Origin of the sequence: Desulfohalobium retbaense DSM 5692, from assembly GCF_000024325.1 — a bacterium.
In the GTDB taxonomy this organism is placed as follows: Bacteria; Desulfobacterota; Desulfovibrionia; order Desulfovibrionales; family Desulfohalobiaceae; genus Desulfohalobium; species Desulfohalobium retbaense.
Genome location: NC_013223.1, coordinates 2,344,440 through 2,369,353, shown reverse-complemented (window position 1 = coordinate 2,369,353; position 24,914 = coordinate 2,344,440). Strand labels below are relative to the sequence as shown.

The window sequence follows — 24,914 nt, the reverse complement described above, 5'->3', positions numbered from 1 at the left end:
ATGCGCATCAAGATCCAGCTTGCTTGTTCCGAGTGTAAGCGTAAAAACTACGCGACAATGAAGAACAAAAAGAATACGACTGGGAAAATGTCCTTGAAAAAGTACTGCCCATTCGATCGCAAGCATACCTTGCACAAGGAAACCAAGTAAGCCCTCTACAAACTCGTGCAGGCCAGTAGCTCGAACGGCTAGAGCGCCGGACTCCAAATCCGGGGGTTGGGGGTTCGAATCCCTCCTGGCCTGCCATATTTATTATTATGGCCAAGAAAAAAAAGAAAAATCTTGAGCAAGCCAAGAAACAGGACCAAGGGCTGCAAGGCAAAATTGCGCAGTTCAAGGAGTTCTTTGAAGAGTCCCAGGTCGAGCTGAAAAAGGTCACCTGGCCGACTCGCAAAGAAACCTTGCAAATGAGCGGAACTGTTTTGCTCTTTGTTGCTGTCCTCGCCCTTTTCCTTGGGTTGGTTGACGTCACCCTGGCCAAAATCATTGAAGCCGTACTTTCGTGAGTTGTGGGAATTCTATGACAGAAGAAAGCGCCCGTTGGTATATCGTCCATGCCTTCTCAGGTTATGAGCAACGCGTGGAGAAAACCATTGCTGAAATGATCCGAAGTGGACAGGGCGAAGGGCTCATAGAGGAAGTGATCGTCCCTACTGAAAAAGTAGTGGAGATGGTCAAAGGTCAGAAGAAAACGTCGACCCGCAAGTTTTATCCCGGCTATGTCCTGGTCAAGATGATCCTCAACGACAAGACCTGGCACCTGATCCAGTCGATCCCGAAAGTGACAGGGTTTGTCGGAGGACAGAAGCGGCCGAAGCCCTTGACGCAAAAGGAAGCGGACCAAATTCTGCAGACCATCGAGAGCCGCAAAGAGCAGCCGCGCCCGAAATTCCATTTCGAACGTGGCGATGAAGTTCGCGTGATTGATGGGCCTTTTTCCGGCTTTAATGGGGAAGTAGAAGAGGTCAATTACGATAAGGGCAAGCTCAGGGTTTCGGTTTCCATTTTCGGGCGGCAGACACCTGTTGAACTCGATTTTGTCCAGGTCTCCAAAGGGTAGCATCGCATCGTGTCTGATGACGGCATGCTCAAGATCTCGCTGTAAGATAATTACGAGGTAGGAATTATGGCCAAGAAAGTACTGGCAAAAATCAAACTGCAGATTCCTGCTGGATCCGCGAATCCATCTCCGCCTGTCGGCCCCGCCCTGGGGCAGCACGGCGTCAATATAATGGAATTCTGTAAGGCCTTCAACGCCAAGACCCAGGAACAAAAGGGTATGGTGACCCCTGTGGAGATTACGGTCTATCAGGACCGGACCTTCACCTTCATCACCAAGACCCCTCCTGCCTCTGTCCTGCTGCTCAAGGCCGCCAAGCTGGATAAAGGTTCCGGTGAGCCCAACAAGCAAAAGGCGGGCAAGGTGACCATGGAGCAGGTGAGGGAGATCGCTCAGACCAAGATGCCCGACCTGACGGCCAGCGATCTGGACGCGGCTACGCGTTCCGTGACAGGTACCGCGAAGAGCATGGGTATCGAGGTTGAAAATTAGTTGGAGAGGGAGTGAGCATGCCCAAGCACGGTAAAGCATATAAAAAAGCAACTGAAAATCTGGATACGCAGAGCCGCTATTCTTTGGAAGAAGGGGTCGCCAATGCGCTGCAGGCTGCGTATGCCAAATTTGACGAAACCGTCGATGCAGCTGTGTGCCTTGGTGTCAATCCCCGCCATCCGGATCAGATGGTCCGCGGTGCGGTGAGCCTGCCCCACGGCATCGGCAAAGACGTTCGGGTCATTGCTTTTTGTAAAGGTGAGAAAGAGGAAGAGGCCAAAAATGCTGGAGCGGATGCAGCCGGGGCTGAAGAGCTCGTGCAGAAGATCCAGGACGGGTGGCTCGAATTTGACAAAGCCGTCGCCACACCGGACATGATGGCCCATGTGGGGAAAATCGGGCGCGTCCTGGGGCCCCGTGGATTGATGCCCAACGCCAAGACCGGCACAGTGACCTTTGATATCGCGACCGCTATCAAAGAGCTCAAGGCCGGCAAAGTCGAATTCCGTGTCGATAAAAACGGGGTGATCCACGCTCCGCTGGGCAAGGTCTCCTTTGGCCCGGAAAAGATCCAAGACAATCTTGTGAGTCTGTTGCAGACCCTGGTGCGCTTGAAACCCAGCGCCGCCAAGGGGACCTATCTGCGCAAACTCGCAGTTTCAACGACGATGGGGCCGGGGGTGAAAATCGAAACCGCCTCGGTCCGTCGCATGGTCGAGTAATATACCACAGGCCTTCAGATACTGAAGGCCGCTCGAACCAACCCCGATAGGAAGTCGAGTCAAAGACAGCAGGTGGGGTCCCCTTAAAGAGGCCTGCCGAGATTCGCTTTGGCTCCCTTCTAGAAAAGCGAAGAGGAGATAGGCAAGTGAACAGGGCAGAAAAAGCGCAAGTCATTCAAGACCTGCACGACAAGGCGCAGAAGGCAAGTATCGCCCTCGTCACTGACTTCAGGGGGTTGAAGGTGGAGGAGATCAATGAACTGCGCTCCACCTTGCGTCAGAACAACGTGGACTATCAAGTCGTTAAGAACACGCTGGCGCGCATAGCCCTTGAAGACAGTCAGCATGCGTTGCTGAAGGATGAGTTGCGTGACACATGTGCTGTCGCGTTCGGGTACGACGACCCGGTCGTCGCGGCCAAAGAACTCGCCAACTTTGCAAAGAAGCACAAAAAGTTTGCGTTGCGGTTTGGAAGCCTTGAGGGCAAATACCTTGATGCCGACCAGATCAAGGACCTCTCAGAATTGCCGAGCCACGAGGAATTGCTCGGCAAATTGCTGGGGACCTTCAATGCTGTGCCAACGCAATTTGTGGGCCTGTTTGCCAATTTACTGCGTAATCTGATGTACGCACTGAAGGCCATTGAAGAGCAGAAACAAGGGTAGCCAAAGCGAAATTGAAAAAGGAGGATGACATGTCCGAGATAACCAAAGATCAGGTTGTCGAATTTATTTCAAATATGACCGTTCTGGAACTCGCTGAGTTCATCAAGGAACTGGAAGATAAATTCGGTGTTTCCGCTGCCGCCCCTGTGGCCGCTGCTGCTCCTGCCGCCGCTGGTGGAGGCGAAGCTGCCGCTGAAGAAGAACAGACTGAATTTGATGTAATTCTGCAGGAAGTTGGCGGCAATAAGATCGCTGTCATCAAGGCTGTGCGGGCCATCACTGGCCTGGGCTTGAAAGAAGCCAAGGCCAAGGTCGACGAACTTCCGTCCGCGATGAAAGAGCAGGTTGACAAAGAGACTGCCGACGAAGCCAAGAAGCAGCTTGAAGAAGCCGGCGCGAAAGTCGAACTCAAGTAGTTCGCCTTGCCATAATGCTATTATGGGCTGGAGAGCGCATTCTCCACTGGAGAATTGCGCCCTCCAGCTGTTTTCGTTTCATATTTATCCTGGACCGTAGCACGTATTTTCAGAGGCTTCACTGTCTCGTCTTCTCTCCTCTTGCGTTGGACGTGCATTGTGCACAATACAATTGCTGCTCCGCGTATTCCCTACCTGGCTACCTAACAATAAACATATTTTTGAGGGGATGCAATGAACCAGCTGGTAAAATATTTTGGTAAAATTCCCCAAGCACTTGAAATACCGCATCTTTTAAGCCTGCAATGCGATTCGTATCTGGACTTCCTGCAAGCGGACGTCCCTGCGGCCAGCCGTGCAGATAAAGGGTTGGAGGGCGTTTTCCGCTCTGTTTTTCCCATCGAAGATTTCAATAAGACAGCGACACTGGAGTTTGTCAACTACGAACTTGGTGAACCAAAATATGATATAAAAGAATGCATTTCGAAGGGGCTGACCTATGAAGCGACTGTTCGTATAAAGGTCCGCCTTGTCGTATATGATGTCGATGAAGAAAGCTCTCATCGCACCATTCGAGATATTAAAGAACAAGATATTTATTTCGGCACAATTCCATTGATGACTGAAAAGGGAACCTTCGTCATTAATGGAACCGAACGGGTCATCGTCAATCAGCTGCAGCGCTCTCCCGGACTGATTTTTGAACATGACTACGGCAAATCCCACTCCAGCCGGAAGGTGCTCTACAGTTCCCGGATCATTCCCATGCGGGGATCCTGGATTGACTTTGATTTTGACCACAAGGACATCCTTCACGTCCGGATCGACCGGCGCCGCAAGATGCCGGCGACCATTTTGCTCAAGGCCATGGGATTGAGTCGTGAAGAGATTCTGAATTATTTTTATGATGTTGAGCACTATTATGTGATCGGGAACCGGGTCTTTCGCGAGGTTCAGAAAGACTACTATCGCCGCAGCAACGCTTACGTCGATATCACTGATGCCGAGGGCAAGGTTCTCGTCGCCGCTGGCAAAGCGATCAGCAAGCCCATGTGGAGGCGGATCGTCAAGGCCGGCATCGAGCGCATTGAAGTTGATCCTATGGAGTTGGCCCAGCAATTCGCTGCGTCCGAGTTGATCCATCCGGAGACCGGCGAAGTCTTGGCTGAGCCCGGGGATCAGATAGCGCCGGAGACCATCGACCTTTTGGGAGAGACAGCGGAGACTGCCGTACCGACCCTGTTTACCAGTGGTCTGGAGGTCTCGACGTCCATTCGCGACACCCTCGAACTCGACAAAACCGAGGATGAAGAAAGCGCCCAGATCGAAATCTACAAACGGTTACGGCCCAGCTCGCCGCCGACGAGCGAAGTGGCCAAGACCTTTTTCGATAATCTTTTTCGTAACAAAGAATATTACGACCTTTCTCCGGTCGGTCGGTATAAGCTCAACGCACGCTTGGGAATCGACCTGCCGTTGGATCATCAGACCCTGAGCAATGAAGACATCCTGCGGACGATCAAGCACCTGACTGCTTTGAAGGATGCCCACGGCCAGCCGGATGACATCGATCACCTTGGTAAGCGTCGGGTGCGGCCAGTTGGTGAATTGGTCGAGAATCAGTACCGCATCGGTCTGGTCCGCATGGAGCGGGCGATCAAGGAGCGCATGAGCCTTCGTGAAGTCGCGACGCTTATGCCCCATGACTTGATCAACCCTAAGCCGGTGACCGCGGTGATCAAGGAGTTCTTCGGGACCTCCCAGCTCTCGCAGTTCATGGATCAAACCAATCCCCTTTCCGAGGTCACCCACAAACGGCGGCTCTCCGCGCTGGGTCCCGGGGGCTTGAGCCGTGAGCGGGCCGGTTTTGAAGTTCGCGACGTCCATCCGAGTCACTATGGGCGTATTTGCCCTATTGAGACCCCTGAAGGGCCGAACATCGGTCTGATCGTCTCCCTGACCACCTATGGTCGCGTTAATCCGTATGGCTTTATCGAGACCCCATACCGTGTGGTCGACAAAGGCCAGGTGACTTCCGAGGTCAAATACCTGGACGCCGATGCCGAAGAAGGGGAGATCATTGCCCAGGCCAACGCTCCGATGGATGACCAGGGCCGGTTTGTAAAGGACCAGGTCGCTGCCCGTGTTGAAGGGGAGTTTGCTGTTGTCGATCGTGACGAGGTCACGTTGATGGACATCTCCCCGAACCAGATCGTGTCCGTCTCCTCGGCCCTGATTCCCTTTCTTGAGCACGACGACGCCAACCGGGCGCTCATGGGCTCGAATATGCAGCGCCAAGCGACCCCGCTACTGAGGACCGAATTGCCCTTGGTGGGAACCGGACTGGAAGGTGTTGTGGCCCGCAACTCCGGGGCGTGTATTCTGGCCGAGGGCCGTGGACAGGTGACCTATGCCGACGCGGACCGGGTTGTCGTGCGCTACGAGGACGGGACGGCGCCCCAGAGCGGCGGCGTGGCCTGCTATACGATGCAGAAATTCCATAAATCCAACCAGAGCAGCAGCTTCGGGCAGCGGCCCGTGGTCCATACCGGGGAACTGGTGGAAAAGGGCAGTGTCCTGGCCGATGGGCCGTCCATCGAGCACGGGGAACTCGCCTTGGGCAAAAACCTGCTTGTGGCTTTCATGCCCTGGTGCGGATACAACTTTGAGGACTCCATCCTCATTTCCGAGCGGTGCGTCAAGGAAGATGTCTATACTTCGATGCATATCGAGGAATTCGATGTCGTCGCCAGAGACACCAAACTCGGACCCGAAGAAATTACCCGGGACATCCCCAATGTCGGTGAAGATATGCTCCGCAATCTCGACGAGAGCGGCATGATCCGTATCGGGGCCAAGGTCCGTCCGGACGATATCCTGGTCGGCAAGATCACGCCCAAGGGAGAGACGCAGCTGACCCCTGAAGAGCGGTTGTTGCGAGCTATTTTTGGCGACAAGGCCCGGGATGTGAAAAATACATCGCTCAAGGTCCCGCCCGGAATCGAAGGCACGGTTATTGATGTCAAAGTCTTTAATCGCCGTTCCGGGGAAAAGGACGAGCGGACCAAGGAGATTGAAGATCAGGAACTGGCCGTTCTTGATCGCAACGAGCAGCAGCATATCGAAGGGCTGTCCCAGAATGTGCGGCACAAGGTCTGGGAGATCATCCAGGGCCACCGTGTCGACCAGAGCATTATGGGCCAGAAAAAAGGCGAAGTCCTGGTCGAGGCCAACAAGACGCTTTCTGAAGAGGACCTGGCCCGTCTGCCCATCAAGAAGCTGCGGGGCGTTTTTGTTCACAAGGAGACAAACGAGGCCCTCGAGGAATTGCTCGATGAATACGACCGCAATATCCAGTTTATCAAATCCATCTACGACCAGAAACGCGAGAAGGTGACCGAGGGCGATGATCTGCCCCCTGGAGTCATCAAGATGGTCAAGGTCCATATCGCCATCAAGCGCAAGCTCAATGTGGGCGATAAGATGGCCGGCCGCCACGGGAATAAGGGGGTTGTCTCCTGCATCCTGCCTGAAGAGGACATGCCCTTTTTCAATGACGGGACCCCGATGGACATTGTGCTCAACCCCCTCGGTGTGCCCTCGCGGATGAATATCGGCCAGATCATGGAGACCCACCTCGGCTGGGCGGCCAAGGAACTGGGCCAGCAGCTTGCCAAGATGGTGGAGGACAAGGCCGACATCCAGGCCCTGCGCCAGGAGGTCAAAGAGGTTTTCCATTCCGACTCTGTGACCACGCTGGTGGATACCCTGGACGACGAGGAATTGGTGGAGTCTGTCAAACGTCTCGACAAGGGGATTGCGACCAAAACCCCTGTTTTTGACGGCGCCCAGGAAGAAGAGATCTGGGAGTGGCTGGAACGGGCCGGACTCCCCAGTGACGGCAAGGCCGTATTATATGACGGGCGCACCGGTGATCCGTTCTATAGCCGGGTCACGGTGGGGTATATGTATATGCTCAAACTCCACCACCTAGTCGACGAAAAGATCCACGCCCGCTCTACCGGCCCCTATTCGTTGGTGACCCAGCAGCCTCTGGGCGGCAAGGCCCAATTTGGTGGGCAACGCCTGGGTGAAATGGAGGTCTGGGCGCTGGAGGCCTATGGGGCGGCCCATTTGCTCCAGGAATTCCTCACGGTCAAATCGGACGACGTCCAGGGCCGGGTGAAGATGTACGAAAAGATAGTCAAGGGTGATAACTTCCTTGAATCGGGCATGCCGGAGTCGTTTAATGTCCTGGTCAAAGAACTCAAGGCCCTTGGCCTGGACGTAACCCTTTTGCACGACGAGGGTGCGAAACGGCAGTAAGCGCAAGCCCTGACGTACAACCGCTATCAGACAACTCTCCAACAGTCTGTGAGGATATCGACAATGACCCTTGATGATCTCTTTACTATGCGTGGCGCCGGGAGTTCCCAAAGCCAGAGCGAAGAACTCAAAGGTATTCAAATATCACTGGCCTCCCCGGAGAAGATCCGGGAATGGTCGTATGGCGAAGTCAAGAAACCGGAAACCATCAATTACCGCACCTTCAAGCCGGAGCGCGACGGCCTGTTCTGCGCCAAAATTTTCGGTCCGGTGAAGGATTACGAATGTAATTGCGGGAAATATAAACGGATGAAACACCGCGGCATCGTCTGCGAGAAGTGCGGTGTCGAGGTCATCCCCTCCAAGGTCCGGCGGGACCGGATGGGCCATATCGAATTGGCTGCTCCGGTGGCGCATATCTGGTTCCTGAAAAGCATGCCATCCAAGATCGCTACGCTCTTGGACATGACCATGGCCGAGTTGGAAAAGGTTCTGTACTTCGATTCCTATATTGTCCTGGACCCGGGACAGACGAATTTGAAAAAACAGCAGACCCTCTCCGAGGACCAGTATCTGCAAATCGTTGAACATTACGGTGAAGACGCTTTGCGGGTCGGCATGGGCGCCGAGGCGGCCAAGGAGCTGCTCGAGGAGATTGAACTCGAATCCTTGCGCCACACCCTGAAAGAAGAGTCGCTGGCCACTCGCTCGCAGACCAAGCGCAAAAAATTGGCCAAGCGGCTGAAGGTGGTCGAAGCCTTTATTGAATCCGGCAATCATCCGGCCTGGATGATTCTTGAAGTCGTGCCGATCATTCCGCCAGAGCTGCGTCCTTTGGTCCCGCTTGATGGCGGCCGTTTTGCCACTTCTGATCTCAATGATCTCTACCGCCGGGTCATCAACCGTAATAACCGGTTGAAAAGGCTTCTGGAGCTTGGGGCCCCGGACATTATTATCCGCAATGAAAAACGGATGCTCCAGGAGGCTGTGGACGCTTTGCTGGACAACGGTCGCCGCGGCCGGGCCATCACCGGGACCAACGGCCGGCCCCTGAAATCCTTGAGCGACATGATCAAAGGCAAACAGGGCCGTTTTCGCCAGAATCTGCTCGGCAAGCGTGTCGACTATTCCGGGCGCTCGGTGATTGTGGTCGGACCGAAGCTCAAGCTGCACCAATGCGGTTTGCCGAAGAAGATGGCCTTGGAGCTGTTCAAGCCTTTTATCTATTCCAAACTGGAGTCTTTGGGGCACGCCAGCACCATCAAAAGTGCCAAGAAGATGGTTGAGCGCGAGGATGTTGTTGTCTGGGACATCCTGGAAGATGTGGTCAAGGAATACCCCATTTTGCTCAACCGGGCGCCAACCTTGCACCGGCTCGGGTTCCAAGGATTTGAACCCCTGCTGGTCGAAGGCAAAGCCATTCAGTTGCACCCCTTGGTCTGCGCCGCCTACAACGCCGACTTTGACGGCGACCAGATGGCGGTCCACGTCCCGCTGTCGGTCCAGGCCCAGATCGAGAGCCGGGTGCTGATGATGTCCACAAACAATATCCTGTCTCCGGCTAACGGAGCGCCGATCATTGTTCCCAGTCAGGACATCGTCTTGGGCTTGTATTATCTGAGCCTGGCCCGCTCATTTGAGCGTGGTGAGGGCAAGATTTTCGCCGACGCCGAAGAGGTGATCATGGCCCTGGATGCACAGGCCATCACCCTGCACGCCCGGATCAAGGTGCGCATCGATGGCGAGTTGATCGACACCACGCCGGGGCGGATTCTTCTTAAAGGAATCCTGCCGGAGAAGGTGCCGTTTTCGTTGGTCAACTCGATTTTGAACAAGAAGGCCATTGGCCGCCTGGTCGGCGAAGCCTATCGTCTGGCCGGAACCAAGGCCACGGTTCTGCTTTGCGACCGCTTGAAGGACATGGGCTATGAATACGCCACCCAAGCCGGTGTGACCATCGGTGTCAAAGATCTGCTCATCCCGGAGCAGAAAAAACCGCTCCTGGAAAAAGCCCGAGCCGAAGTGGATTCCATTGAATCCCAGTACCGCGACGGCATTATTACCCGCACCGAGAAATACAACAAGGTGGTCGACGTCTGGACCAAGGCCACTAACGATGTTTCTTCGGAAATGATGCGGGATATCTCTGTGGATCGGATCAGCGACGCGCACGGGGAGCGGGTGGAAGAAAATCCCAGCCTTAACCCCATCTTTATGATGAGCAACTCCGGGTCCCGGGGGAATGTGGACCAGATGCGCCAGCTCGCAGGTATGCGCGGCTTGATGGCCAGGCCCTCGGGCGAAATTATTGAGACGCCGATTACGTCCTCGTTCCGTGAAGGACTGACGGTGCTGGAATACTTTACCTCGACCCACGGCGCGCGGAAGGGGCTGGCGGATACGGCGCTGAAGACCGCTAACTCCGGGTATCTGACCCGGCGTTTGGTCGATGTCGTCCAGGACGTTATCGTCGGTGAACTCGACTGCGGGACCGTCGACGGGATCGAGATCTCGCACCTCATGCGCGGTGGCGAGATGCAGACCCGCCTGAGCGAGCGGATTCTGGGACGGATGACCCTGTTTGACGTCACCAACCCGGAAACCGGAGAGGTTGTTGTCCCAGCCGACTCCATCATTGACGAAGAGTACGCCCGGCGTATTGATGATGCGGGCATCAACTCGGTCATGATCCGGTCGGTGCTGACCTGCAATTCCGAGAAGGGCGTCTGCGCCAAGTGCTACGGACGCGATCTGGCCCGCGGCCATCTGGTGAACGTCGGCGAATCCGTGGGGATCATTGCTGCCCAGTCCATTGGGGAGCCGGGTACCCAGTTGACCATGCGGACCTTCCACATCGGTGGCACCGCCTCCAAGGAGATCGAACAGTCCTCGATCACCGCCCAGCACAAAGGGCGCATTGTCCTCAATCGTGTGCGCACGGTCTCCAATTCCGATGGTATGCACATGGTCCTCGGCAAAAGCGGTCAGATCGGCGTGGTGGACGAGCAGGGTCTGGAGCGGGAGAAGTATGTCCTGCCTCCAGGGGCCAGGCTCTATATCCAGCCCGGTGATGAGGTCTCCAAGGGGACGCTTCTGGCTGAATGGGACCCGTTTAACGAACCCTTTGTGACCGACGTCGACGGTGTGGTTTCCTTTGCCGATATTGAAGAAGGCAAGACCTATCAGACCAAGGTTGACGAGGCGACACAACGGACGACGAAAACGATTATCGAATACCGGTCGACAAACTTCCGTCCCTCGATCTCCATTTGCGACGAGAAAGGGGAGGTCAAAACACGCCCCGAGAGTTCGCTGGCCGCGACCTTCCAATTGCCGGTCGGAGCCATTTTGATGGTCGAGGACGGTCAGCAGGTTCAGGCCGGGGACGTCATCGCCAGAAAGCCACGGGAAACGTCGAAAACCAAGGATATCGTCGGCGGTCTGCCCCGAGTTGCCGAACTCTTTGAGGTCCGCAAGCCCAAGGAAATGGGTGTGGTTACCGAGATCGACGGTGTGGTCAGTTTTGGCCCGGATTCCAGGGGCAAGCGGAAAATTATCGTCACTCCGGATACCGGGGACCCGCGGGAATACCTCATCCCCAAGGGCAAGCACATCACGGTTCAGGAAGGCGATTTCGTCGAGGCCGGCGAGTTGTTGACCGAGGGCAATCACGAATTGCACGATCTGCTCCGGGTCAAGGGTGAGAAGTACCTGGCCAACTATCTGGTCGAGGAAGTCCAGGATGTGTACCGCTTCCAGGGCGTGCACATCAATGACAAGCACATTGAGATCATTGTCCGTCAGATGCTCAAGAAGGTGAACATCACCGACCCGGGCGACAGCAGCCTGTTGGTTGGCGAACAGGTCGAAAAGACGCGCTTTATGGAGGAAAATCAGAAAGTCCTCAAGCGCGGCGGGCAGCCGGCAGTGGCCGAACCGCTGGTTCTGGGGATCACCCAGGCCTCCCTGACCACGGAATCCTTCGTCTCTGCAGCCTCCTTCCAGGAGACAACCAAGGTCCTGACCGAGGCGGCGTTGCAGGGCAAAAAGGATTTTCTGCAAGGACTCAAGGAAAATGTTATCGTCGGCCGGATTGTACCCGCCGGCACTGGGTTCCGCCCCTACTTGCAAGCAGGAATCAAGGTTCCCAATCAGCCGGAACGGTCGGAAAGGTTTTTGGAAGATTTGGAAGATGAACAACGATATAACGGTGTTGGGTAGCCAGCGTCAGGAACCGGTCAGCTTGACATCGCGAGTGGCTTAGATTAAGGCTAACCGGTTTCAACGAGCCCATGAGAGACGGAGGACATCATGCCAACGATCAATCAATTGATCAGCAAAGGCCGGAAGAAAATGGTCAAGCGCAAAAAGCGCGCGGCCCTTCAGCAGTGCCCGCAACGCCGGGGCGTATGCGTGCGTGTATACACCACAACCCCGAAAAAGCCGAACTCGGCCTTGCGGAAGGTCGCCAGGGTGCGATTGACCAATGGGATTGAAGTGACCTCGTATATTCCCGGGGAAGGGCATAATCTCCAGGAGCACTCCGTTGTGTTGGTGCGTGGAGGCCGTGTAAAGGACCTTCCCGGTGTACGCTATACAGTGATTCGCGGCACCTTGGATACGGCCGGTGTCCAGGATCGTCGCCAGAGCAGATCCAAATACGGCGCAAAACGACCCAAATAGGAGTGAGGAAATATGCCTCGTAAAGGTCCAGTACCAAAGCGGACAGTGACGCCTGATCCGCGCTTTCAGAGTCGGTTGGTGGCCAAGTTCGTCAATCGCCTCATGCGTGACGGCAAAAAGAGTCTTGGTGAGCGGTTGCTCTATCAGGCAATTGACGACTTGGGCGAGCGGACGAGCGAAGAGCCGCTCAAGGCGTTCGAGCAGGCCTTGGAAAACGTCAAGCCGCAGCTCGAAGTCAAACCGCGCCGTGTCGGCGGGGCGACCTATCAGGTACCTATGGAGGTCCGTCCCGAACGGCAGCAGACGTTGGCTATCCGCTGGTTGGTTACTGCGGCTCGTTCTCGGGGTGAAAAGGGGATGTCCAATCGTCTCACGGCCGAGTTGATGGATGCCTATAATGGGCGCGGCGGTGCCGTGAAGAAACGCGAAGACACGCACCGCATGGCTGAAGCGAATAAAGCTTTCGCACACTATCGTTGGTAGCGGGGAAGAGCAGTGGCACGAGTTGTACCCATACAGAAGCAGCGTAATATCGGCATCATGGCCCACATCGATGCTGGTAAGACGACGACCACGGAACGTATCCTGTATTACACAGGAGTCTCGCACAAAATCGGAGAAGTCCACGACGGCGACGCGGTCATGGACTGGATGGAGCAGGAGCAAGAGCGGGGGATCACTATCACCTCAGCGGCAACGACCTGTTTCTGGAAAGATTATCGTGTGAATATTATTGACACTCCCGGCCACGTGGATTTCACGGTTGAGGTCGAGCGTGCCTTGCGGGTCTTGGACGGTGCAGTTGCCGTTTTTTGCGCCGTGGGCGGAGTTGAACCACAATCTGAAACGGTCTGGCGGCAAGCTGACCGCTACAAAGTCCCCCGTTTGGCCTTTGTCAATAAAATGGATCGCACAGGCGCCGACATGTTTCATGTGGTGGGCGAGATCCGGGACAAGCTCAAAGCCAAACCGGTGCCACTGCAGATTCCCATCGGCGCGGAAGAAAATTTCAAAGGTGTTGTCGACCTCATCGAGGGCAAGGCCCTGTATTTTGATGAGGCCTCCAAAGGCCAGAAATTTATCTACGACGAAATTCCCGAAGATCTGCGCGACGAGTTCGCCAAATGGCAGCAGCATCTGGTCGAATCGATTGCCGAGGAAGACGAGAGCCTGCTGGATAAGTATCTGGCCGGGGAAGAATTCGCACCTGAAGAGTTAGTCCAAGGGATCCGCGCTGCGTGTCTGAATCTGAATATTTGCCCCGTGCTGTGCGGCTCGGCCTTCAAAAACAAGGGCGTGCAGCCGCTTCTCGACGCGGTGGTCTCGTATCTCCCCTCCCCCCAGGAAGTGCCTGCCATTGAGGGGATGGACCCGGATTCTGGCGAGACGATCGTCTGCCCTTGTGAAGACGATGCGCCTATGAGCGCCTTGGCCTTCAAACTGGCCAGCGACCCCTATGTCGGGCACCTGACCTTTTTGCGTATTTATTCCGGGCATATTGAGAGCGGCATGTCGCTTATAAATGCCGCCAACGGCAAAAAGGAGCGCATCGGCCGGTTGCTGAAGATGCACTCCAACAAGCGCGAAGAGATCAAGGAAGCCTGGGCGGGAGACATCGTGGCTGCGGTGGGGCTCAAGCATATCGCCACCGGCGAAACCCTGTGCAGCGGTGATCGCCCGGTCATGCTCGAATCCATGGAGTTCCCTGAACCGGTGATTGAGGTCGCCATCGAGCCCAAGACAAAAAGCGATCGCGATCAGCTGTCGCAGGCTCTGCAGAAACTGGCCAAAGAGGACCCGTCGTTCCGTGTGAGCACGGATGAAGAAACCGGGCAGACCCTTATTGCCGGCATGGGCGAACTCCACCTCGATATCATCGTTGACCGCCTGACGCGCGAATTCAAGGTTGATGCGAATATCGGCAACCCGCGGGTCGCCTACCGCGAATCGATCACCAAGGCGGTCAAGCAGGAGACCAAGCACGTCAAGCAGTCCGGTGGCCGCGGTCAATACGGCCATGTGGTCATCGAGGTTGAGCCCGGCGAAACCGGTTCCGGCTTCCAGTTCAAAAATTCCATTGTCGGCGGGGTTATTCCCAAGGAATACATCCCGGCTGTGGAAAAGGGGATTGCCGAAGCCCTGCAAACCGGTGTCGTGGCCGGGTATCCGACCATTGATGTCAGCGTTAATCTTGTTTTCGGTTCGTATCACGATGTCGACTCGTCGGAACAGGCCTTCTATGTTGCCGGTTCTATGGCCATTAAGGAAGCCTGCCAGAAAGCGGCCCCAGCTTTGCTTGAACCGATTATGTATGTGGAGATCCTGACCCCTGAAGACTATCTTGGCGATGTCATGGGTGATCTGAATGGCCGCCGGGGGAAGGTGATAAATCTGGAACCGCGCATGGGCACTCAAATTGTTCGCGCCCACGTCCCCCTGAGCAATATGTTCGGCTACGCCACTGTGCTGCGTTCGAACACCCAGGGGCGGGCAACATACTCGATGCAGTTTGACCACTATGAACAGGTCCCGGCGAGTTTAGTAGAAGAAATTGTGAAGAAGTAGGGGGTAACGTATGGGCAAGGCGAAATTTGAGCGTTCGAAGCCGCACGTTAATATCGGCACGATCGGCCACATTGACCACGGCAAGACGACATTGACGGCGGCGATCACCCGCCAGATCCATTTGAAGGGCGGCGTGTCCGACTATGTGCCTTTCGATCAGATCGACAAGGCGCCTGAAGAGAAGGAACGCGGCATCACCATCGCCACGGCGCACGTGGAGTACGAGACTGGACCCCGGCACTACGCCCACGTGGACTGCCCGGGTCACGCCGACTACATCAAGAACATGATCACTGGTGCGGCCCAGATGGACGGCGCGATCCTGGTTGTCGCCGCTACTGACGGCCCGATGCCGCAGACTCGTGAGCACATCCTGCTGGCGCGTCAGGTCGGTGTCCCGAGCCTGGTGGTGTTTTTGAACAAGGTCGACCTGGTTGACGACGAAGAGCTGTTGGAACTCGTTGAACTGGAAGTGCGTGAGCTGCTTTCGAGCTACGACTATCCCGGCGACGATATTCCGGTCATCTCCGGTAGCGCCTTGAAAGCTCTGGAAAGCGACGATCCGAACAGCGAAGATGCCAAGCCGATTTTCGATCTGCTCGACGCTGTGGATGAGTACGTTGCCGAGCCCGAGCGCGACATCGAAAAGCCGTTTTTGATGCCCATCGAGGACGTGTTCTCGATCTCCGGCCGCGGAACGGTTGTCACCGGCCGTGTGGAACGTGGTGTGATCAAGGTCGGCGAAGAAGTCGAGATGGTGGGCATGAAGGATACGACCAAGACGGTCGTCACCGGCGTGGAAATGTTCCGCAAGATGTTGGACCAGGGCGAAGCCGGGGACAATATTGGGGCGTTGCTGCGTGGTGTGAAGCGCGAAGATGTTGAGCGCGGCCAGGTTCTGGCACGTCCGAAATCGATCACGCCGCACCGCCGTTTCAAGGCCGAAGTCTACGTATTGAATAAGGAAGAAGGCGGCCGCCACACCCCGTTTTTCTCCGGGTACCGTCCGCAGTTCTATTTCCGGACCACGGACGTGACCGGTGTGGTGACCCTGGCCGAAGGCGTTGAGATGGTCATGCCCGGCGATAACGCGACGTTTGATGTCGAATTGATCGTGCCGATCGCCATGGAACTGGGACTGCGCTTCGCCATCCGCGAAGGCGGCCGTACAGTGGGCGCCGGCGTTGTATCCGAAATTGTGGAGTAGTATATATGGTTGAAATGAACAGTGACCGCATTCGAATTAAACTCAAGGCCTACGATTACCGCATTTTGGACAAGGCCGTCGCTGAAATCGTGGATTCGGCAAAGAATACCGGTGCGAGCATTGCCGGGCCCATCCCGTTGCCGACGCGGATACACAAATACACGGTCAATCGTTCTGTGCACGTGAACAAGAAATCCCGCGAACAGTTCGAAATGCGAATCCATAAGCGGTTGTTGGATATCCTTGAACCGACACAGCAGACCGTGGACGCCTTGGGGAAATTGAGTCTGCCGGCCGGCGTGGATGTGGAAATCAAGCTTTAGGTGAGGATATCATGAGCGCTTTAAATCTCATCGGGAAAAAATTGGGCATGACCCGTGTCTTTGGCGAAGACGGCACAGTGATTCCTGTGACCGTCATCCAGGCCGGACCCTGCCCTGTCATTCAGGTCAAGACGGCTGAGACCGATGGATATACCGCCTTGCAGATCGGAGCCGATCCGCTTCCCGCACATCGCGTGACCAAGCCCCAGCAGGGGCACCAGGCGAAGGCCGGGAAGGGATGTTTTCGGAAACTGCAGGAAGTACGTGTCGAGGACGCGGCCGAATACGAGCCGGGTCAGGAATTGTCCGTTGACATGTTCACCATCGGAGAGCGGATCGACGTGACCGGAAAATCCAAGGGCCGTGGTTTTGCCGGGGCCATGAAACGTTGGAATTTTGGCGGCTCCCCGTCGACCCACGGTCACGAGAAGGTGCACCGGTCCACAGGTGCTGTGGGGCAATGTGCCGCACCATCGCGGATCTTCAAGGGCAAAAAGATGCCCGGACATATGGGTGCGCAGCGGGTCTCCGTCCGCAATGCCGAAGTCGTTGACATCCGCCCGGAAGACAATCTGATCCTGTTGCGGGGTCAGGTGCCGGGTCCGAAAAACGGTGTCATAACCCTCCGGAAGAAGAGCTAAGGGACAGAACCATGCCAGTGGTACAGATAGTAGATAAATCGAATCAAGCGGTGGGTGAAGTGACCCTGTCCAGCGAGGTGTTCGAACGGGAGGTCCGTGCTGAGATCCTCCATCAGGTTGTTCGCTCCCAGCTGGCCGCCAAACGTCGCGGGACTGTTGGGGTCAAAACCCGGTCCCTCATCCGTGGCGGCGGGCGGAAGCCGTGGCGCCAAAAAGGTACTGGACGCGCCCGGGCGGGCACAGTTCGGTCGCCAATCTGGACGGGCGGAGCTATTGTTCACGGCCCGCAAGCCCGGGATTACGACATCAAGGTCAATAAGAAGGTCAAGCGGTTGGCCTTGAAGATGGCCATGTCCTCCCGGTTGGCAGAAGACAACCTGGTCGTCGTGGACAGTGTAACCCCTGAAGAGGTGAAGACGAAAAGCTTTCGGAAAATCCAGGAACAATTGGATTTGAAAAAATGCTTGATTGTCACTGCGGAAAAAGATAATACTCTTGAGCTTTCCGCCCGTAATATCCCTGGGGTCACCGTTATGACCTGGGACAACCTCAATACCTTCGATGTGTTGAACCACGACCAGCTGGTCCTGGAGGCCAAAGCGGTGGAAAAAATCGAAGAAAAACTGGGGTAGCCATGGAATATACACGCGTACTACACAAACCGCTTGTTTCCGAGAAAGCGACTTGGGCCAAGGAAATGGACAACCAAGTTGTTTTTTTGGTGGACAAGGCGTCAAATAAGGTAGAGGTCCGGAAGGCCGTTGAAAAGGCTTTCGGCGTCAAGGTCGAACGGATCAATATTGTCAACAAACGGCCCCGCACACGGCGTCGTTTCGGCCGTGAGGTGGGCAGGGTACCAGGTACCAAAAAAGCCTACGTCACGCTTGCTCCAGGTGAAAAAATCGAATTTTTTGAAGGTGTCTAGTTATGTCTATCCGGAAGCTTAAACCGACTTCCCCCGGGCGTCGATTCCAGACCGTTTCTATGTATGTGGATGTTACCCGGGAGACGCCTGAAAAGAGCCTGACGAAGGGCTTGGGACGCAAAAGCGGGCGTAATAATGCCGGACGGGTAACGTCCCGTCGTCAAGGTGGCGGAAACAAGAGACGATTTCGCGTTATTGATTTCAAGCGCAACAAGGCCGAAATACCGGCCAAAGTCGCCACCATTGAATATGATCCCAACCGCAGTGCCCGGATCGCGCTTCTGCACTATGTCGATGGGGAAAAGCGCTATATTCTGGCTCCCTTGGGCCTGAAAGTGGGCGATTTTGTCTACTCCGGTGACAATGTGGACATCAAGCCCGGCAACGCCATGCAGCTGAAGTCCATACCGGTCGGGACCACCGTGCACAATATTGAATTGGTTCCAGGCAAAGGCGGGCAAATGTGCCGCTCAGCCGGAACATACGCGCAGCTGGTCGCTAAAGAAGGCAAGTATGCTTTGCTCCGGCTTCCCTCCGGGGAGATCCGGCATGTCCTGGCTGCATGCCAAGCTACGGTCGGTCAGGTGGGCAATGTGCACCATGAAAATATTCGAGTGGGTAAAGCTGGCCGGAATCGCTGGAAGAATCGTCGTCCTAAGGTGCGTGGCGTGGCCATGAACCCGATCGACCACCCCCTTGGTGGTGGTGAGGGCCGCAGTTCTGGCGGTCGTCATCCGGTGACCCCTTGGGGACGGCCAACGAAAGGGTATAAGACACGAAATCCCAAGAAACCTTCTTCGCGTTTGATTGTTAAGAGAAGGAATAAATAGGAGTCGCCATGCCTCGTTCACTGAAGAAAGGACCTTTTGTAGATGAGCATCTGCTGAAAAAGGTTGAGCAGGCGCAGTCGACCAACGACCGCAAGGTGATTAAGACTTGGTCCCGGCGCTCTACCATCATCCCTGAAATGGTCGGAATGACCTTTGCTGTCCACAACGGGCGGAAATTCATTCCTGTTTTCGTTTCGGAGAATATGGTTGGCCATAAATTGGGTGAATTTTCTCCCACGCGTACTTTTCATAGCCACGCCGGCGACAAGAAGAAAAAGTAATTGGGGTTGCTACCATGGAAGTGAAAGCTTTAGCCCGGTTTATACGGGTGTCGCCACAAAAGACGCGCGTGTTGGCGAAAAATATCCAGGGCATGCCAGTGGAAGATGCACTGAACACGCTCAAGTTTACCCCGAAAAAGGGTGCCAATATTCTTTCTAAGGTACTGCAATCCGCTGTAGCCAATGCCAACCAGCTGCCGGGGATGGATATCGATGCTCTCTACGTCAAACGTGTGTGCATCGATGAAGGACCCACCTGGAAGAGGATTCGACCCAGGGCAATGGGCCGGGCCACGCGCATCCTGAAGCGGACCAGTCATATTACCGTTGTGGTAGACGAATTATAGGAGGATGTCGTTTTGGGTCAAAAAGTCCATCCATACGGTTTTCGGCTGGGGTATAATAAAAACTGGCTTTCTCGCTGGTTCAGCAGAAAGGATTACCCGCAGTACGTTTACGAAGACCGGCAAATTCGGAATTATGTGAAGTCGAAGTTGTACCATGCTGGTTTGTCTTCGCTGGAGATCGAGCGCTCAGCTTCCAAGCTGCGCCTGATCATCCACACCGCCCGGCCTGGTATTGTCATTGGGCGCAAAGGCGTGGAAATCGAGAAATTGCGCAATGACCTCAAGAAGAAATTCAAGCGTGATTTTTCCATTGAAGTCAATGAAATCCGCCGCCCGGAGACGAACGCGCAATTGGTGGCTGAAAACGTTGCCATGCAGCTTGAACGCCGTGTCGCCTTTCGGCGGGCCATGAAGCGGACCATCAGTTTGGCTCGGAAATTCGGTGCCGAGGGAATCAAGATCTCGTGCTCCGGGCGTTTGGGCGGGGCCGATATTGCTCGTACAGAGTGGTTCCGTGAAGGACGTGTTCCGCTGCAGACCTTGCGTGCTGACCTTGATTACGGCTACGCCGTGGCTCGGACCACCTATGGGGTCATTGGAGTCAAGGTGTGGATCTTCAGGGGTGAAATACTCGATGATGAGGTGTCCAGCTAATGTTAAGCCCAAAGAAAATCAAATTCCGCAAGCAGCAAAAAGGCCGCATCGGTGGGAAGACTGTCCGAGGGAGCCAGATCGCTTTCGGTGATATCGCTCTGAAGACTGTTGAGCCCGGCAAGATTACCAATAAGCAGATTGAGGCCGCTCGTGTGGCAATGATGCGCCACATTAAACGTGGCGGTAAGGTCTTTATCCGCATTTTCCCAGACAAGCCGATTACCTCCAAGCCCGCTGAAGTGCGTATGGGTAAGGGGAAAGGTTCGCCTGAGGGGTGGTGTGCTCCCGTTCGTACCGGACGGATTCTGTATGAGCTTGCCGGAGTGGCCGATCGTGAGTTGGCTCGGGAAGCGTTAGTCCGTGCCTCGCATAAGCTCCCGGTCAAGACTGTTATTGTTGAGAAGGAGTCCTAGCCATGGATGCGAGCAAGCTGAGGGAGATGGAACGGACAGAGCTTACGCAAAAGCTTGCCGATTTCGAGAAGGAGTTGTTCAATCTCCGTTTCCAGCACGCGACAGCGCAATTGGATAACACGCAACGCTTACCGCAGGTCAAGCGGACCATCGCGCAAATAAAGACCGTCATGCGCGAGAAAGAGATGGAGAGCGGTGATGAATAGTGAGCTGAAATCTTCGAATAAGCGGATAATGACGGGCTATGTCGTCAGCGACAGAACGGATAAGACAATCGTTGTCCGTGCTGAGACCCTGGTCAAGCATTCGCTGTACAAGAAGTATGTCCGCAGACGGAAAAAACTCATGGCCCACGACCCTGCGAATGATTGCAAGGTGGGTGACAAGGTGCAGGTCATTGAACACCGGCCGCTGAGCAGGCGTAAACGCTGGCATCTGCACAAGATACTTGAAAAAGCTGTTTAGGGGGTGGCCATGATTCAGGTGCAAACAAATCTTGATGTCGCAGATAACTCTGGGGCGAAGAAAGTCAGCTGTATTAAGGTGCTTGGTGGCAGTAAGCGCCGCTATGCTGGCGTCGGTGACCTCATAGTCGTCAGCGTCAAAGATGCCATGCCCCATTCCCGGGTGAAAAAAGGTGAAGTTCGTAAGGCCGTCATTGTGCGGACCAAAAAAGAAATCAACCGCCCGGATGGGACGTTCATCCGCTTTGATACCAATTCGGCTGTACTTTTGAATAATAATCTTGAGCCGGTTGGGACTCGTATTTTTGGACCGGTAGCCAGGGAATTGCGTGGCCGCAATTATATGAAGATCGTTTCCCTTGCACCGGAAGTGCTATAGGGGTTGGCATTATGAAAAAGTATAAGATTCGTGAAAACGACAAGGTCATGGTGCTGGCCGGTAAAGACCGCGGGAAGATTGGCAAGATCAAGAAGTTGGTCCGAAAGAAAGACCGTGTGATCGTAGACCAGGTAAATATGGTCAAACGCCATACTCGAGCCAATCCCTATACCGGAGAATCCGGAGGCATCCAGGAAAAGGAAGCTCCGATCCATATTTCCAATGTGGCCGTGGTGTGCGATGGGTGTACAAAGCCGACCCGTGTAGGGTACCGTTTTACCGAAGACGGTCAGAAACGGCGCTATTGCAAAAAGTGTAATGAACTAATCGATTAAGGTGCTCTCATGACCCGGTTAGAGACCCTGTACAAAGACAATATTGTTCCTGAACTGAGCAAGGAATTTGGCTATTCCTCGCAAATGCAAGTTCCCTCTATGAAGTGCGTCGTGCTCAATATGGGCCTGGGCGCTGGAAGTCAGGACAATAAGATTATTCAGGATGCGGTGCAGGAACTGGCTTTGATAGCCGGTCAGAAACCTGTTGTGACCCGCGCCAAAAAATCCATCGCCGCGTTTAAATTGCGCGAAGGGATGCCAGTTGGCTGCCGTGTGACATTGCGTAAACGCCGCATGTGGGATTTTGTGGACAAGCTTATCAACTTTGCCCTTCCCCGTGTTCGCGACTTCCGTGGCATCGCTGATCGTGGCTTCGACGGACGCGGCAACTTCACTCTGGGCATTCGTGACCACACCATCTTTCCTGAGATCAATATGGACAAGGTGGACAGGATTAAGGGACTTAACGTGACTATGGTCACGTCCGCTCAGACCGACAAGGAAGGCAAAATGCTGCTCGATCAACTGGGCATGCCTTTCAGGAAGTAAGGAGGGAGTTTTGGCACGTAAAGCATTAATGGCGAAAGCCAAGAGAAAGCCGAAATTTTCAACACGGGCCTATAACCGGTGCCCCATTTGCGGGCGCAGGCGTTCGTTTATACGTCGTTTTGGTATTTGCCGGATTTGTTTCCGGAATATGGCCCTTGCCGGCGAATTGCCCGGCGTGAGAAAATCGAGCTGGTAAAGGAGTGAGGGAAATGGCCGTTGTCGATCCCATTGCCGATATGCTGACGCGTATCCGCAATGCCCACTTAGCCTTGCAGAAGGAAGTGGTCGTTCCCAGATCAAAAGCCAAGAAGGCGATTGCGGAGATCCTTCAAGAGCAGGGGTACGTCCTTTCCGTCACCGAAGGTGAGCGCGAGTTGACTTTGACTTTGAAATACGTCGGGCGGAAGCCGGCGATCAGCGGTCTCAAGCGCAAGAGCCGTTGCGGGTTGCGCCAGTATGTCGGAGTCGATGAGATTCCGCAGGTGCAAAATGGCCTTGGTATCTGTGTACTTTCAACATCGAAAGGAATTGTCGATGGGGAAAAGGCGAAGCAGATGCATGTGGGCGGTGAATTAATGTGTGAAATCTGGTAAGGCGGAATTGGATATGTCTCGAATTGGCAAGCTTCCAGTACAAATCCCGCAGGGTGTCGAAGTCACGCTGAATAAAGACAGTGTTGATCTTAAAGGGCCCAAGGGGGAACTGCAGGTACCTGCGCATACCAAAATTCGGTTTGCTCAAGAAGGTGATGCTATCCTCGTCAATCGTGTTGATGATAGCCGGCCGGCAAAGGAGCAGCACGGACTGCGCCGGACTCTGTTACAGAATGCGGTGGACGGTGTCACGAAAGGCTTTGAGAAAGGCCTTGAACTCGTTGGCGTTGGGTATCGTGTTGCTGTCAAAGGGCAAACTGTTGAATTGAACGTCGGATATTCCAACCCGGTTGAATTTTCGCTTCCTGATGGGATCAGTGCTCGCGTCGAAGGAAATAAGATTTTCATCGCCGGAATTGATAAACAATTGGTCGGCGAGATTGCGGCACAGATCCGTCGTGTTCGTCCCCCAGAGCCGTATAAAGGCAAGGGCATCAAGTTTATCGATGAGCAGATTCGCCGCAAGGCTGGTAAATCCGCCAAAAAATAGGGTACGGCCATGAAATTCAATCGTCATAAAGCCCGGCTGAAACGGAAGCAACGCATCCGTAAAAAGATTTCGGGGACTACTGAACGACCCCGTATGGTAGTGTTTCGTTCCAATAAGCACCTTTCAGTACAGCTGATTGATGATCTGCAGGGGCACACCCTTGCAGCTGCATCGACGATGGGGAACGAAGCTGCGAACGGAGTGACCAAAGAATCGGCCTCTGTCATCGGACAGGAAATCGCAAATAAGGCCTTGGCCAAGAACATTCAGGAAGTCGTTTTCGACCGGAATGGGTATTTTTACCACGGTCGAATTAAGGCTCTGGCCGACGGTGCCCGCCAAGGTGGACTGAAATTTTAAGTTGGGGATGGCCATGGAACAGAATGATCTTGGGCTGATAGAAAAAGTCGTGTATTTAAACCGTGTGGCGAAGGTGGTCAAAGGTGGCCGCAATTTCAGTTTCGCTGCTCTTGTTGTTGTCGGTGACGGCAACGGGAAGGTCGGGTTCGGCCACGGGAAAGCCAATCAGGTCCCTGATGCTATCCGGAAGGCCACTGATCGGGCCAAAAAGGATATGTTTGACGTCGCATTGCTGGAAGGGACTTTGCCGTACGAAGTTATCGGACATTATGGAGCCGGGCGAGTCATGCTCAAGCCCGCTTCCGAAGGGACCGGCATTATCGCCGGCGGTCCGGTTCGTGCCGTCATGGAAGCAGTTGGCGTCCGTGACATCCTGACCAAGGCAATTGGTACGAACAACCCGTATAATGTTTTGAAAGCCACTATTGCCGGATTGCAATCTTTGCGTAGTGCCGAAGAAGTCGGTCGCTTGCGCGGAAAGCAGTTGCAAATCAGCCGCAAATAGGGGGACGCAATGCTGAAGATCAAGCTTGTTCGCAGTAAGATAGGCGCGTCTCCCAAACAGCGTCGGACCCTCGAAGCTTTGGGATTGCGCAAAATCCACCAGGAACGCAGTATGGAATCCAGTAAGACTGTGTTGGGCATGGTGGACAAGGTTAAGCACTTAGTAGAGGTCACAAGCGATGAAACTGCATGAGTTGAATCCGTTTTACGAAGAACGGAAGAATAGAAAGCGGTTGGGCCGGGGACAGGCGACTGGCACCGGATGTACCTCCGGTAAGGGCAATAAAGGGCAGCGCAGTCGCGCTGGCTCGAATCCCCCGGCATGGTTTGAGGGTGGGCAGATGCCATTGCAGCGTCGCACCCCAAAACGTGGCTTCACCAATATCTTTCGGGTCCGTTACCATTCGCTGAATCTCGATACGCTTGGCGAATTTTTTCCTGAGCAAAACGAGGTCCGCTTGACGGACATTTATGAGCGTGGATTGTGTCCGAAGAATATGCCGGTCAAAATCCTGGCGCGTGGGGAGATGGACCGAGCCATCACGGTTGAGGCCCATAAATTTAGCAAGCAGGCTGCTGAAAAGATCAAAGCTGCCGGTGGCGAACCGATTGCCATAGAAGGATAGACTT

34 protein-coding genes and 1 tRNA gene are annotated in these 24,914 nt (G+C 54.7%); all 35 read left to right on the top strand.

Annotated elements, in window-relative coordinates; translation table 11 throughout:
* The 35 genes from rpmG to rplO all read left to right on the top strand — a co-directional run bounded on the left by rpmG (position 1) and on the right by rplO (position 24,910).
* On the top strand, positions 1-150 hold the full coding sequence (rpmG, locus tag DRET_RS10375) for a 50S ribosomal protein L33 (RefSeq protein WP_015752505.1): 150 nt from the start codon (positions 1-3) through the stop codon (positions 148-150).
* A 19-nt stretch (positions 151-169) separates the two neighbouring features.
* Positions 170-246 (top strand) — tRNA-Trp (locus tag DRET_RS10370).
* A gap of 11 nt (positions 247-257) precedes the next feature.
* Positions 258-506, top strand: a complete 249-nt coding sequence (gene secE, locus DRET_RS10365; protein ID WP_015752504.1) for a preprotein translocase subunit SecE — start codon at positions 258-260, stop codon at positions 504-506.
* A 14-nt stretch (positions 507-520) separates the two neighbouring features.
* Positions 521-1,060 carry a transcription termination/antitermination protein NusG gene (gene nusG / locus DRET_RS10360; protein ID WP_015752503.1) on the top strand — a complete coding sequence of 180 codons (540 nt, stop codon included), beginning with the start codon at positions 521-523 and terminating at the stop codon, positions 1,058-1,060.
* Between the two features lie 66 nt (positions 1,061-1,126).
* Positions 1,127-1,552 carry a 50S ribosomal protein L11 gene (gene rplK, locus DRET_RS10355; RefSeq protein ID WP_015752502.1) on the top strand — a complete coding sequence of 142 codons (426 nt, stop codon included), beginning with the start codon at positions 1,127-1,129 and terminating at the stop codon, positions 1,550-1,552.
* 17 nt (positions 1,553-1,569) lie between these two features.
* Positions 1,570-2,274 (top strand): 50S ribosomal protein L1, encoded by a 705-nt coding sequence (gene rplA, locus DRET_RS10350; protein WP_015752501.1) that lies wholly within the window; start codon positions 1,570-1,572, stop codon positions 2,272-2,274.
* Between the two features lie 146 nt (positions 2,275-2,420).
* The gene (gene rplJ / locus DRET_RS10345) at positions 2,421-2,939 is read left to right on the top strand and encodes a 50S ribosomal protein L10 (protein ID WP_015752500.1); all 519 of its coding nucleotides are present in this window, start codon (positions 2,421-2,423) and stop codon (positions 2,937-2,939) included.
* A 29-nt stretch (positions 2,940-2,968) separates the two neighbouring features.
* Complete coding sequence (rplL, locus tag DRET_RS10340) at positions 2,969-3,355, top strand: 50S ribosomal protein L7/L12 (RefSeq protein ID WP_015752499.1); 387 nt, start codon at positions 2,969-2,971, stop codon at positions 3,353-3,355.
* Between the two features lie 234 nt (positions 3,356-3,589).
* Complete coding sequence (gene rpoB / locus DRET_RS10335) at positions 3,590-7,681, top strand: DNA-directed RNA polymerase subunit beta (RefSeq protein ID WP_015752498.1); 4,092 nt, start codon at positions 3,590-3,592, stop codon at positions 7,679-7,681.
* Positions 7,682-7,744: 63 nt separating this feature from the next.
* Positions 7,745-11,902 carry a DNA-directed RNA polymerase subunit beta' gene (rpoC, locus tag DRET_RS10330; protein ID WP_015752497.1) on the top strand — a complete coding sequence of 1,386 codons (4,158 nt, stop codon included), beginning with the start codon at positions 7,745-7,747 and terminating at the stop codon, positions 11,900-11,902.
* A 90-nt stretch (positions 11,903-11,992) separates the two neighbouring features.
* Positions 11,993-12,364, top strand: coding sequence for a 30S ribosomal protein S12 (gene rpsL / locus DRET_RS10325; RefSeq protein ID WP_015752496.1), 372 nt, complete (start codon positions 11,993-11,995; stop codon positions 12,362-12,364).
* A 12-nt stretch (positions 12,365-12,376) separates the two neighbouring features.
* Positions 12,377-12,847: a 30S ribosomal protein S7 gene (gene rpsG, locus DRET_RS10320; RefSeq protein ID WP_015752495.1), complete on the top strand. Its 471-nt coding sequence runs from the start codon at positions 12,377-12,379 to the stop codon at positions 12,845-12,847.
* Between the two features lie 12 nt (positions 12,848-12,859).
* Positions 12,860-14,929: an elongation factor G gene (gene fusA, locus DRET_RS10315; protein WP_015752494.1), complete on the top strand. Its 2,070-nt coding sequence runs from the start codon at positions 12,860-12,862 to the stop codon at positions 14,927-14,929.
* A 10-nt stretch (positions 14,930-14,939) separates the two neighbouring features.
* On the top strand, positions 14,940-16,136 hold the full coding sequence (gene tuf / locus DRET_RS10310) for an elongation factor Tu (protein ID WP_015752493.1): 1,197 nt from the start codon (positions 14,940-14,942) through the stop codon (positions 16,134-16,136).
* Positions 16,137-16,141: 5 nt separating this feature from the next.
* Positions 16,142-16,459, top strand: coding sequence for a 30S ribosomal protein S10 (rpsJ, locus tag DRET_RS10305; protein ID WP_015752492.1), 318 nt, complete (start codon positions 16,142-16,144; stop codon positions 16,457-16,459).
* An 8-nt stretch (positions 16,460-16,467) separates the two neighbouring features.
* Complete coding sequence (rplC, locus tag DRET_RS10300) at positions 16,468-17,100, top strand: 50S ribosomal protein L3 (RefSeq protein ID WP_148214054.1); 633 nt, start codon at positions 16,468-16,470, stop codon at positions 17,098-17,100.
* Between the two features lie 11 nt (positions 17,101-17,111).
* The gene (gene rplD / locus DRET_RS10295) at positions 17,112-17,732 is read left to right on the top strand and encodes a 50S ribosomal protein L4 (protein WP_015752490.1); all 621 of its coding nucleotides are present in this window, start codon (positions 17,112-17,114) and stop codon (positions 17,730-17,732) included.
* Positions 17,733-17,734: 2 nt separating this feature from the next.
* Complete coding sequence (rplW, locus tag DRET_RS10290) at positions 17,735-18,025, top strand: 50S ribosomal protein L23 (RefSeq protein ID WP_015752489.1); 291 nt, start codon at positions 17,735-17,737, stop codon at positions 18,023-18,025.
* A 2-nt stretch (positions 18,026-18,027) separates the two neighbouring features.
* On the top strand, positions 18,028-18,855 hold the full coding sequence (rplB, locus tag DRET_RS10285) for a 50S ribosomal protein L2 (protein ID WP_015752488.1): 828 nt from the start codon (positions 18,028-18,030) through the stop codon (positions 18,853-18,855).
* Between the two features lie 8 nt (positions 18,856-18,863).
* Positions 18,864-19,136, top strand: a complete 273-nt coding sequence (gene rpsS, locus DRET_RS10280; RefSeq protein ID WP_015752487.1) for a 30S ribosomal protein S19 — start codon at positions 18,864-18,866, stop codon at positions 19,134-19,136.
* Between the two features lie 14 nt (positions 19,137-19,150).
* Entirely contained in the window at positions 19,151-19,483 is a 333-nt protein-coding gene (gene rplV / locus DRET_RS10275) for a 50S ribosomal protein L22 (RefSeq protein WP_015752486.1), read from the top strand.
* A 12-nt stretch (positions 19,484-19,495) separates the two neighbouring features.
* Positions 19,496-20,137, top strand: coding sequence for a 30S ribosomal protein S3 (rpsC, locus tag DRET_RS10270; protein WP_015752485.1), 642 nt, complete (start codon positions 19,496-19,498; stop codon positions 20,135-20,137).
* Complete coding sequence (gene rplP, locus DRET_RS10265; RefSeq protein ID WP_015752484.1) at positions 20,137-20,550, top strand: 50S ribosomal protein L16; 414 nt, start codon at positions 20,137-20,139, stop codon at positions 20,548-20,550. Before rpsC ends, rplP begins: the two co-directional genes overlap by 1 nt.
* 2 nt (positions 20,551-20,552) lie before the next feature.
* On the top strand, positions 20,553-20,756 hold the full coding sequence (rpmC, locus tag DRET_RS10260) for a 50S ribosomal protein L29 (RefSeq protein ID WP_015752483.1): 204 nt from the start codon (positions 20,553-20,555) through the stop codon (positions 20,754-20,756).
* The gene (rpsQ, locus tag DRET_RS10255) at positions 20,749-21,015 is read left to right on the top strand and encodes a 30S ribosomal protein S17 (RefSeq protein WP_015752482.1); all 267 of its coding nucleotides are present in this window, start codon (positions 20,749-20,751) and stop codon (positions 21,013-21,015) included. The genes rpmC and rpsQ overlap by 8 nt, the downstream gene beginning before the upstream one ends.
* 9 nt (positions 21,016-21,024) lie before the next feature.
* A complete protein-coding gene (rplN, locus tag DRET_RS10250) occupies positions 21,025-21,393 on the top strand; it encodes a 50S ribosomal protein L14 (protein WP_015752481.1) in 369 nt (122 codons plus the stop codon).
* A gap of 11 nt (positions 21,394-21,404) precedes the next feature.
* Positions 21,405-21,728 carry a 50S ribosomal protein L24 gene (gene rplX / locus DRET_RS10245; protein ID WP_015752480.1) on the top strand — a complete coding sequence of 108 codons (324 nt, stop codon included), beginning with the start codon at positions 21,405-21,407 and terminating at the stop codon, positions 21,726-21,728.
* Positions 21,729-21,737: 9 nt separating this feature from the next.
* Complete coding sequence (gene rplE, locus DRET_RS10240; RefSeq protein WP_015752479.1) at positions 21,738-22,277, top strand: 50S ribosomal protein L5; 540 nt, start codon at positions 21,738-21,740, stop codon at positions 22,275-22,277.
* 10 nt (positions 22,278-22,287) lie between these two features.
* Positions 22,288-22,473 carry a type Z 30S ribosomal protein S14 gene (locus tag DRET_RS13460; RefSeq protein WP_015752478.1) on the top strand — a complete coding sequence of 62 codons (186 nt, stop codon included), beginning with the start codon at positions 22,288-22,290 and terminating at the stop codon, positions 22,471-22,473.
* Between the two features lie 13 nt (positions 22,474-22,486).
* On the top strand, positions 22,487-22,870 hold the full coding sequence (rpsH, locus tag DRET_RS10235) for a 30S ribosomal protein S8 (protein ID WP_015752477.1): 384 nt from the start codon (positions 22,487-22,489) through the stop codon (positions 22,868-22,870).
* A 13-nt stretch (positions 22,871-22,883) separates the two neighbouring features.
* Positions 22,884-23,420, top strand: a complete 537-nt coding sequence (gene rplF, locus DRET_RS10230) for a 50S ribosomal protein L6 (RefSeq protein ID WP_015752476.1) — start codon at positions 22,884-22,886, stop codon at positions 23,418-23,420.
* Between the two features lie 9 nt (positions 23,421-23,429).
* Positions 23,430-23,780 (top strand): 50S ribosomal protein L18, encoded by a 351-nt coding sequence (gene rplR, locus DRET_RS10225; protein WP_015752475.1) that lies wholly within the window; start codon positions 23,430-23,432, stop codon positions 23,778-23,780.
* A gap of 13 nt (positions 23,781-23,793) precedes the next feature.
* On the top strand, positions 23,794-24,285 hold the full coding sequence (rpsE, locus tag DRET_RS10220) for a 30S ribosomal protein S5 (RefSeq protein WP_015752474.1): 492 nt from the start codon (positions 23,794-23,796) through the stop codon (positions 24,283-24,285).
* Positions 24,286-24,294: 9 nt separating this feature from the next.
* A complete protein-coding gene (gene rpmD, locus DRET_RS10215) occupies positions 24,295-24,477 on the top strand; it encodes a 50S ribosomal protein L30 (RefSeq protein ID WP_015752473.1) in 183 nt (60 codons plus the stop codon).
* Positions 24,464-24,910, top strand: coding sequence for a 50S ribosomal protein L15 (rplO, locus tag DRET_RS10210; protein WP_015752472.1), 447 nt, complete (start codon positions 24,464-24,466; stop codon positions 24,908-24,910). Before rpmD ends, rplO begins: the two co-directional genes overlap by 14 nt.
* Positions 24,911-24,914 lie beyond the last annotated feature (4 nt).

Coding starts and splice junctions, on each gene's coding strand:
- rpsG (WP_015752495.1), top strand. CDS start 12,377: ATGCCTCGTAAAGGTCCAGTACCAAAGCGGACAGTGACGCCTGATCCG.
- rplE (WP_015752479.1), top strand. CDS start 21,738: ATGACCCGGTTAGAGACCCTGTACAAAGACAATATTGTTCCTGAACTG.
- rplK (WP_015752502.1), top strand. CDS start 1,127: ATGGCCAAGAAAGTACTGGCAAAAATCAAACTGCAGATTCCTGCTGGA.
- rpsJ (WP_015752492.1), top strand. CDS start 16,142: ATGGTTGAAATGAACAGTGACCGCATTCGAATTAAACTCAAGGCCTAC.
- rpmC (WP_015752483.1), top strand. CDS start 20,553: ATGGATGCGAGCAAGCTGAGGGAGATGGAACGGACAGAGCTTACGCAA.
- rpsQ (WP_015752482.1), top strand. CDS start 20,749: ATGAATAGTGAGCTGAAATCTTCGAATAAGCGGATAATGACGGGCTAT.
- rpsL (WP_015752496.1), top strand. CDS start 11,993: ATGCCAACGATCAATCAATTGATCAGCAAAGGCCGGAAGAAAATGGTC.
- rpoB (WP_015752498.1), top strand. CDS start 3,590: ATGAACCAGCTGGTAAAATATTTTGGTAAAATTCCCCAAGCACTTGAA.
- rplO (WP_015752472.1), top strand. CDS start 24,464: ATGAAACTGCATGAGTTGAATCCGTTTTACGAAGAACGGAAGAATAGA.
- rplN (WP_015752481.1), top strand. CDS start 21,025: ATGATTCAGGTGCAAACAAATCTTGATGTCGCAGATAACTCTGGGGCG.
- rplA (WP_015752501.1), top strand. CDS start 1,570: ATGCCCAAGCACGGTAAAGCATATAAAAAAGCAACTGAAAATCTGGAT.
- rplL (WP_015752499.1), top strand. CDS start 2,969: ATGTCCGAGATAACCAAAGATCAGGTTGTCGAATTTATTTCAAATATG.
- rplF (WP_015752476.1), top strand. CDS start 22,884: ATGTCTCGAATTGGCAAGCTTCCAGTACAAATCCCGCAGGGTGTCGAA.
- rplP (WP_015752484.1), top strand. CDS start 20,137: ATGTTAAGCCCAAAGAAAATCAAATTCCGCAAGCAGCAAAAAGGCCGC.
- secE (WP_015752504.1), top strand. CDS start 258: ATGGCCAAGAAAAAAAAGAAAAATCTTGAGCAAGCCAAGAAACAGGAC.
- rpmG (WP_015752505.1), top strand. CDS start 1: ATGCGCATCAAGATCCAGCTTGCTTGTTCCGAGTGTAAGCGTAAAAAC.
- rplR (WP_015752475.1), top strand. CDS start 23,430: ATGAAATTCAATCGTCATAAAGCCCGGCTGAAACGGAAGCAACGCATC.
- rpmD (WP_015752473.1), top strand. CDS start 24,295: ATGCTGAAGATCAAGCTTGTTCGCAGTAAGATAGGCGCGTCTCCCAAA.
- rplV (WP_015752486.1), top strand. CDS start 19,151: ATGGAAGTGAAAGCTTTAGCCCGGTTTATACGGGTGTCGCCACAAAAG.
- rplB (WP_015752488.1), top strand. CDS start 18,028: ATGTCTATCCGGAAGCTTAAACCGACTTCCCCCGGGCGTCGATTCCAG.
- rpsE (WP_015752474.1), top strand. CDS start 23,794: ATGGAACAGAATGATCTTGGGCTGATAGAAAAAGTCGTGTATTTAAAC.
- rpsS (WP_015752487.1), top strand. CDS start 18,864: ATGCCTCGTTCACTGAAGAAAGGACCTTTTGTAGATGAGCATCTGCTG.
- nusG (WP_015752503.1), top strand. CDS start 521: ATGACAGAAGAAAGCGCCCGTTGGTATATCGTCCATGCCTTCTCAGGT.
- rplX (WP_015752480.1), top strand. CDS start 21,405: ATGAAAAAGTATAAGATTCGTGAAAACGACAAGGTCATGGTGCTGGCC.
- rplW (WP_015752489.1), top strand. CDS start 17,735: ATGGAATATACACGCGTACTACACAAACCGCTTGTTTCCGAGAAAGCG.
- tuf (WP_015752493.1), top strand. CDS start 14,940: ATGGGCAAGGCGAAATTTGAGCGTTCGAAGCCGCACGTTAATATCGGC.
- rplD (WP_015752490.1), top strand. CDS start 17,112: ATGCCAGTGGTACAGATAGTAGATAAATCGAATCAAGCGGTGGGTGAA.
- rpoC (WP_015752497.1), top strand. CDS start 7,745: ATGACCCTTGATGATCTCTTTACTATGCGTGGCGCCGGGAGTTCCCAA.
- rpsH (WP_015752477.1), top strand. CDS start 22,487: ATGGCCGTTGTCGATCCCATTGCCGATATGCTGACGCGTATCCGCAAT.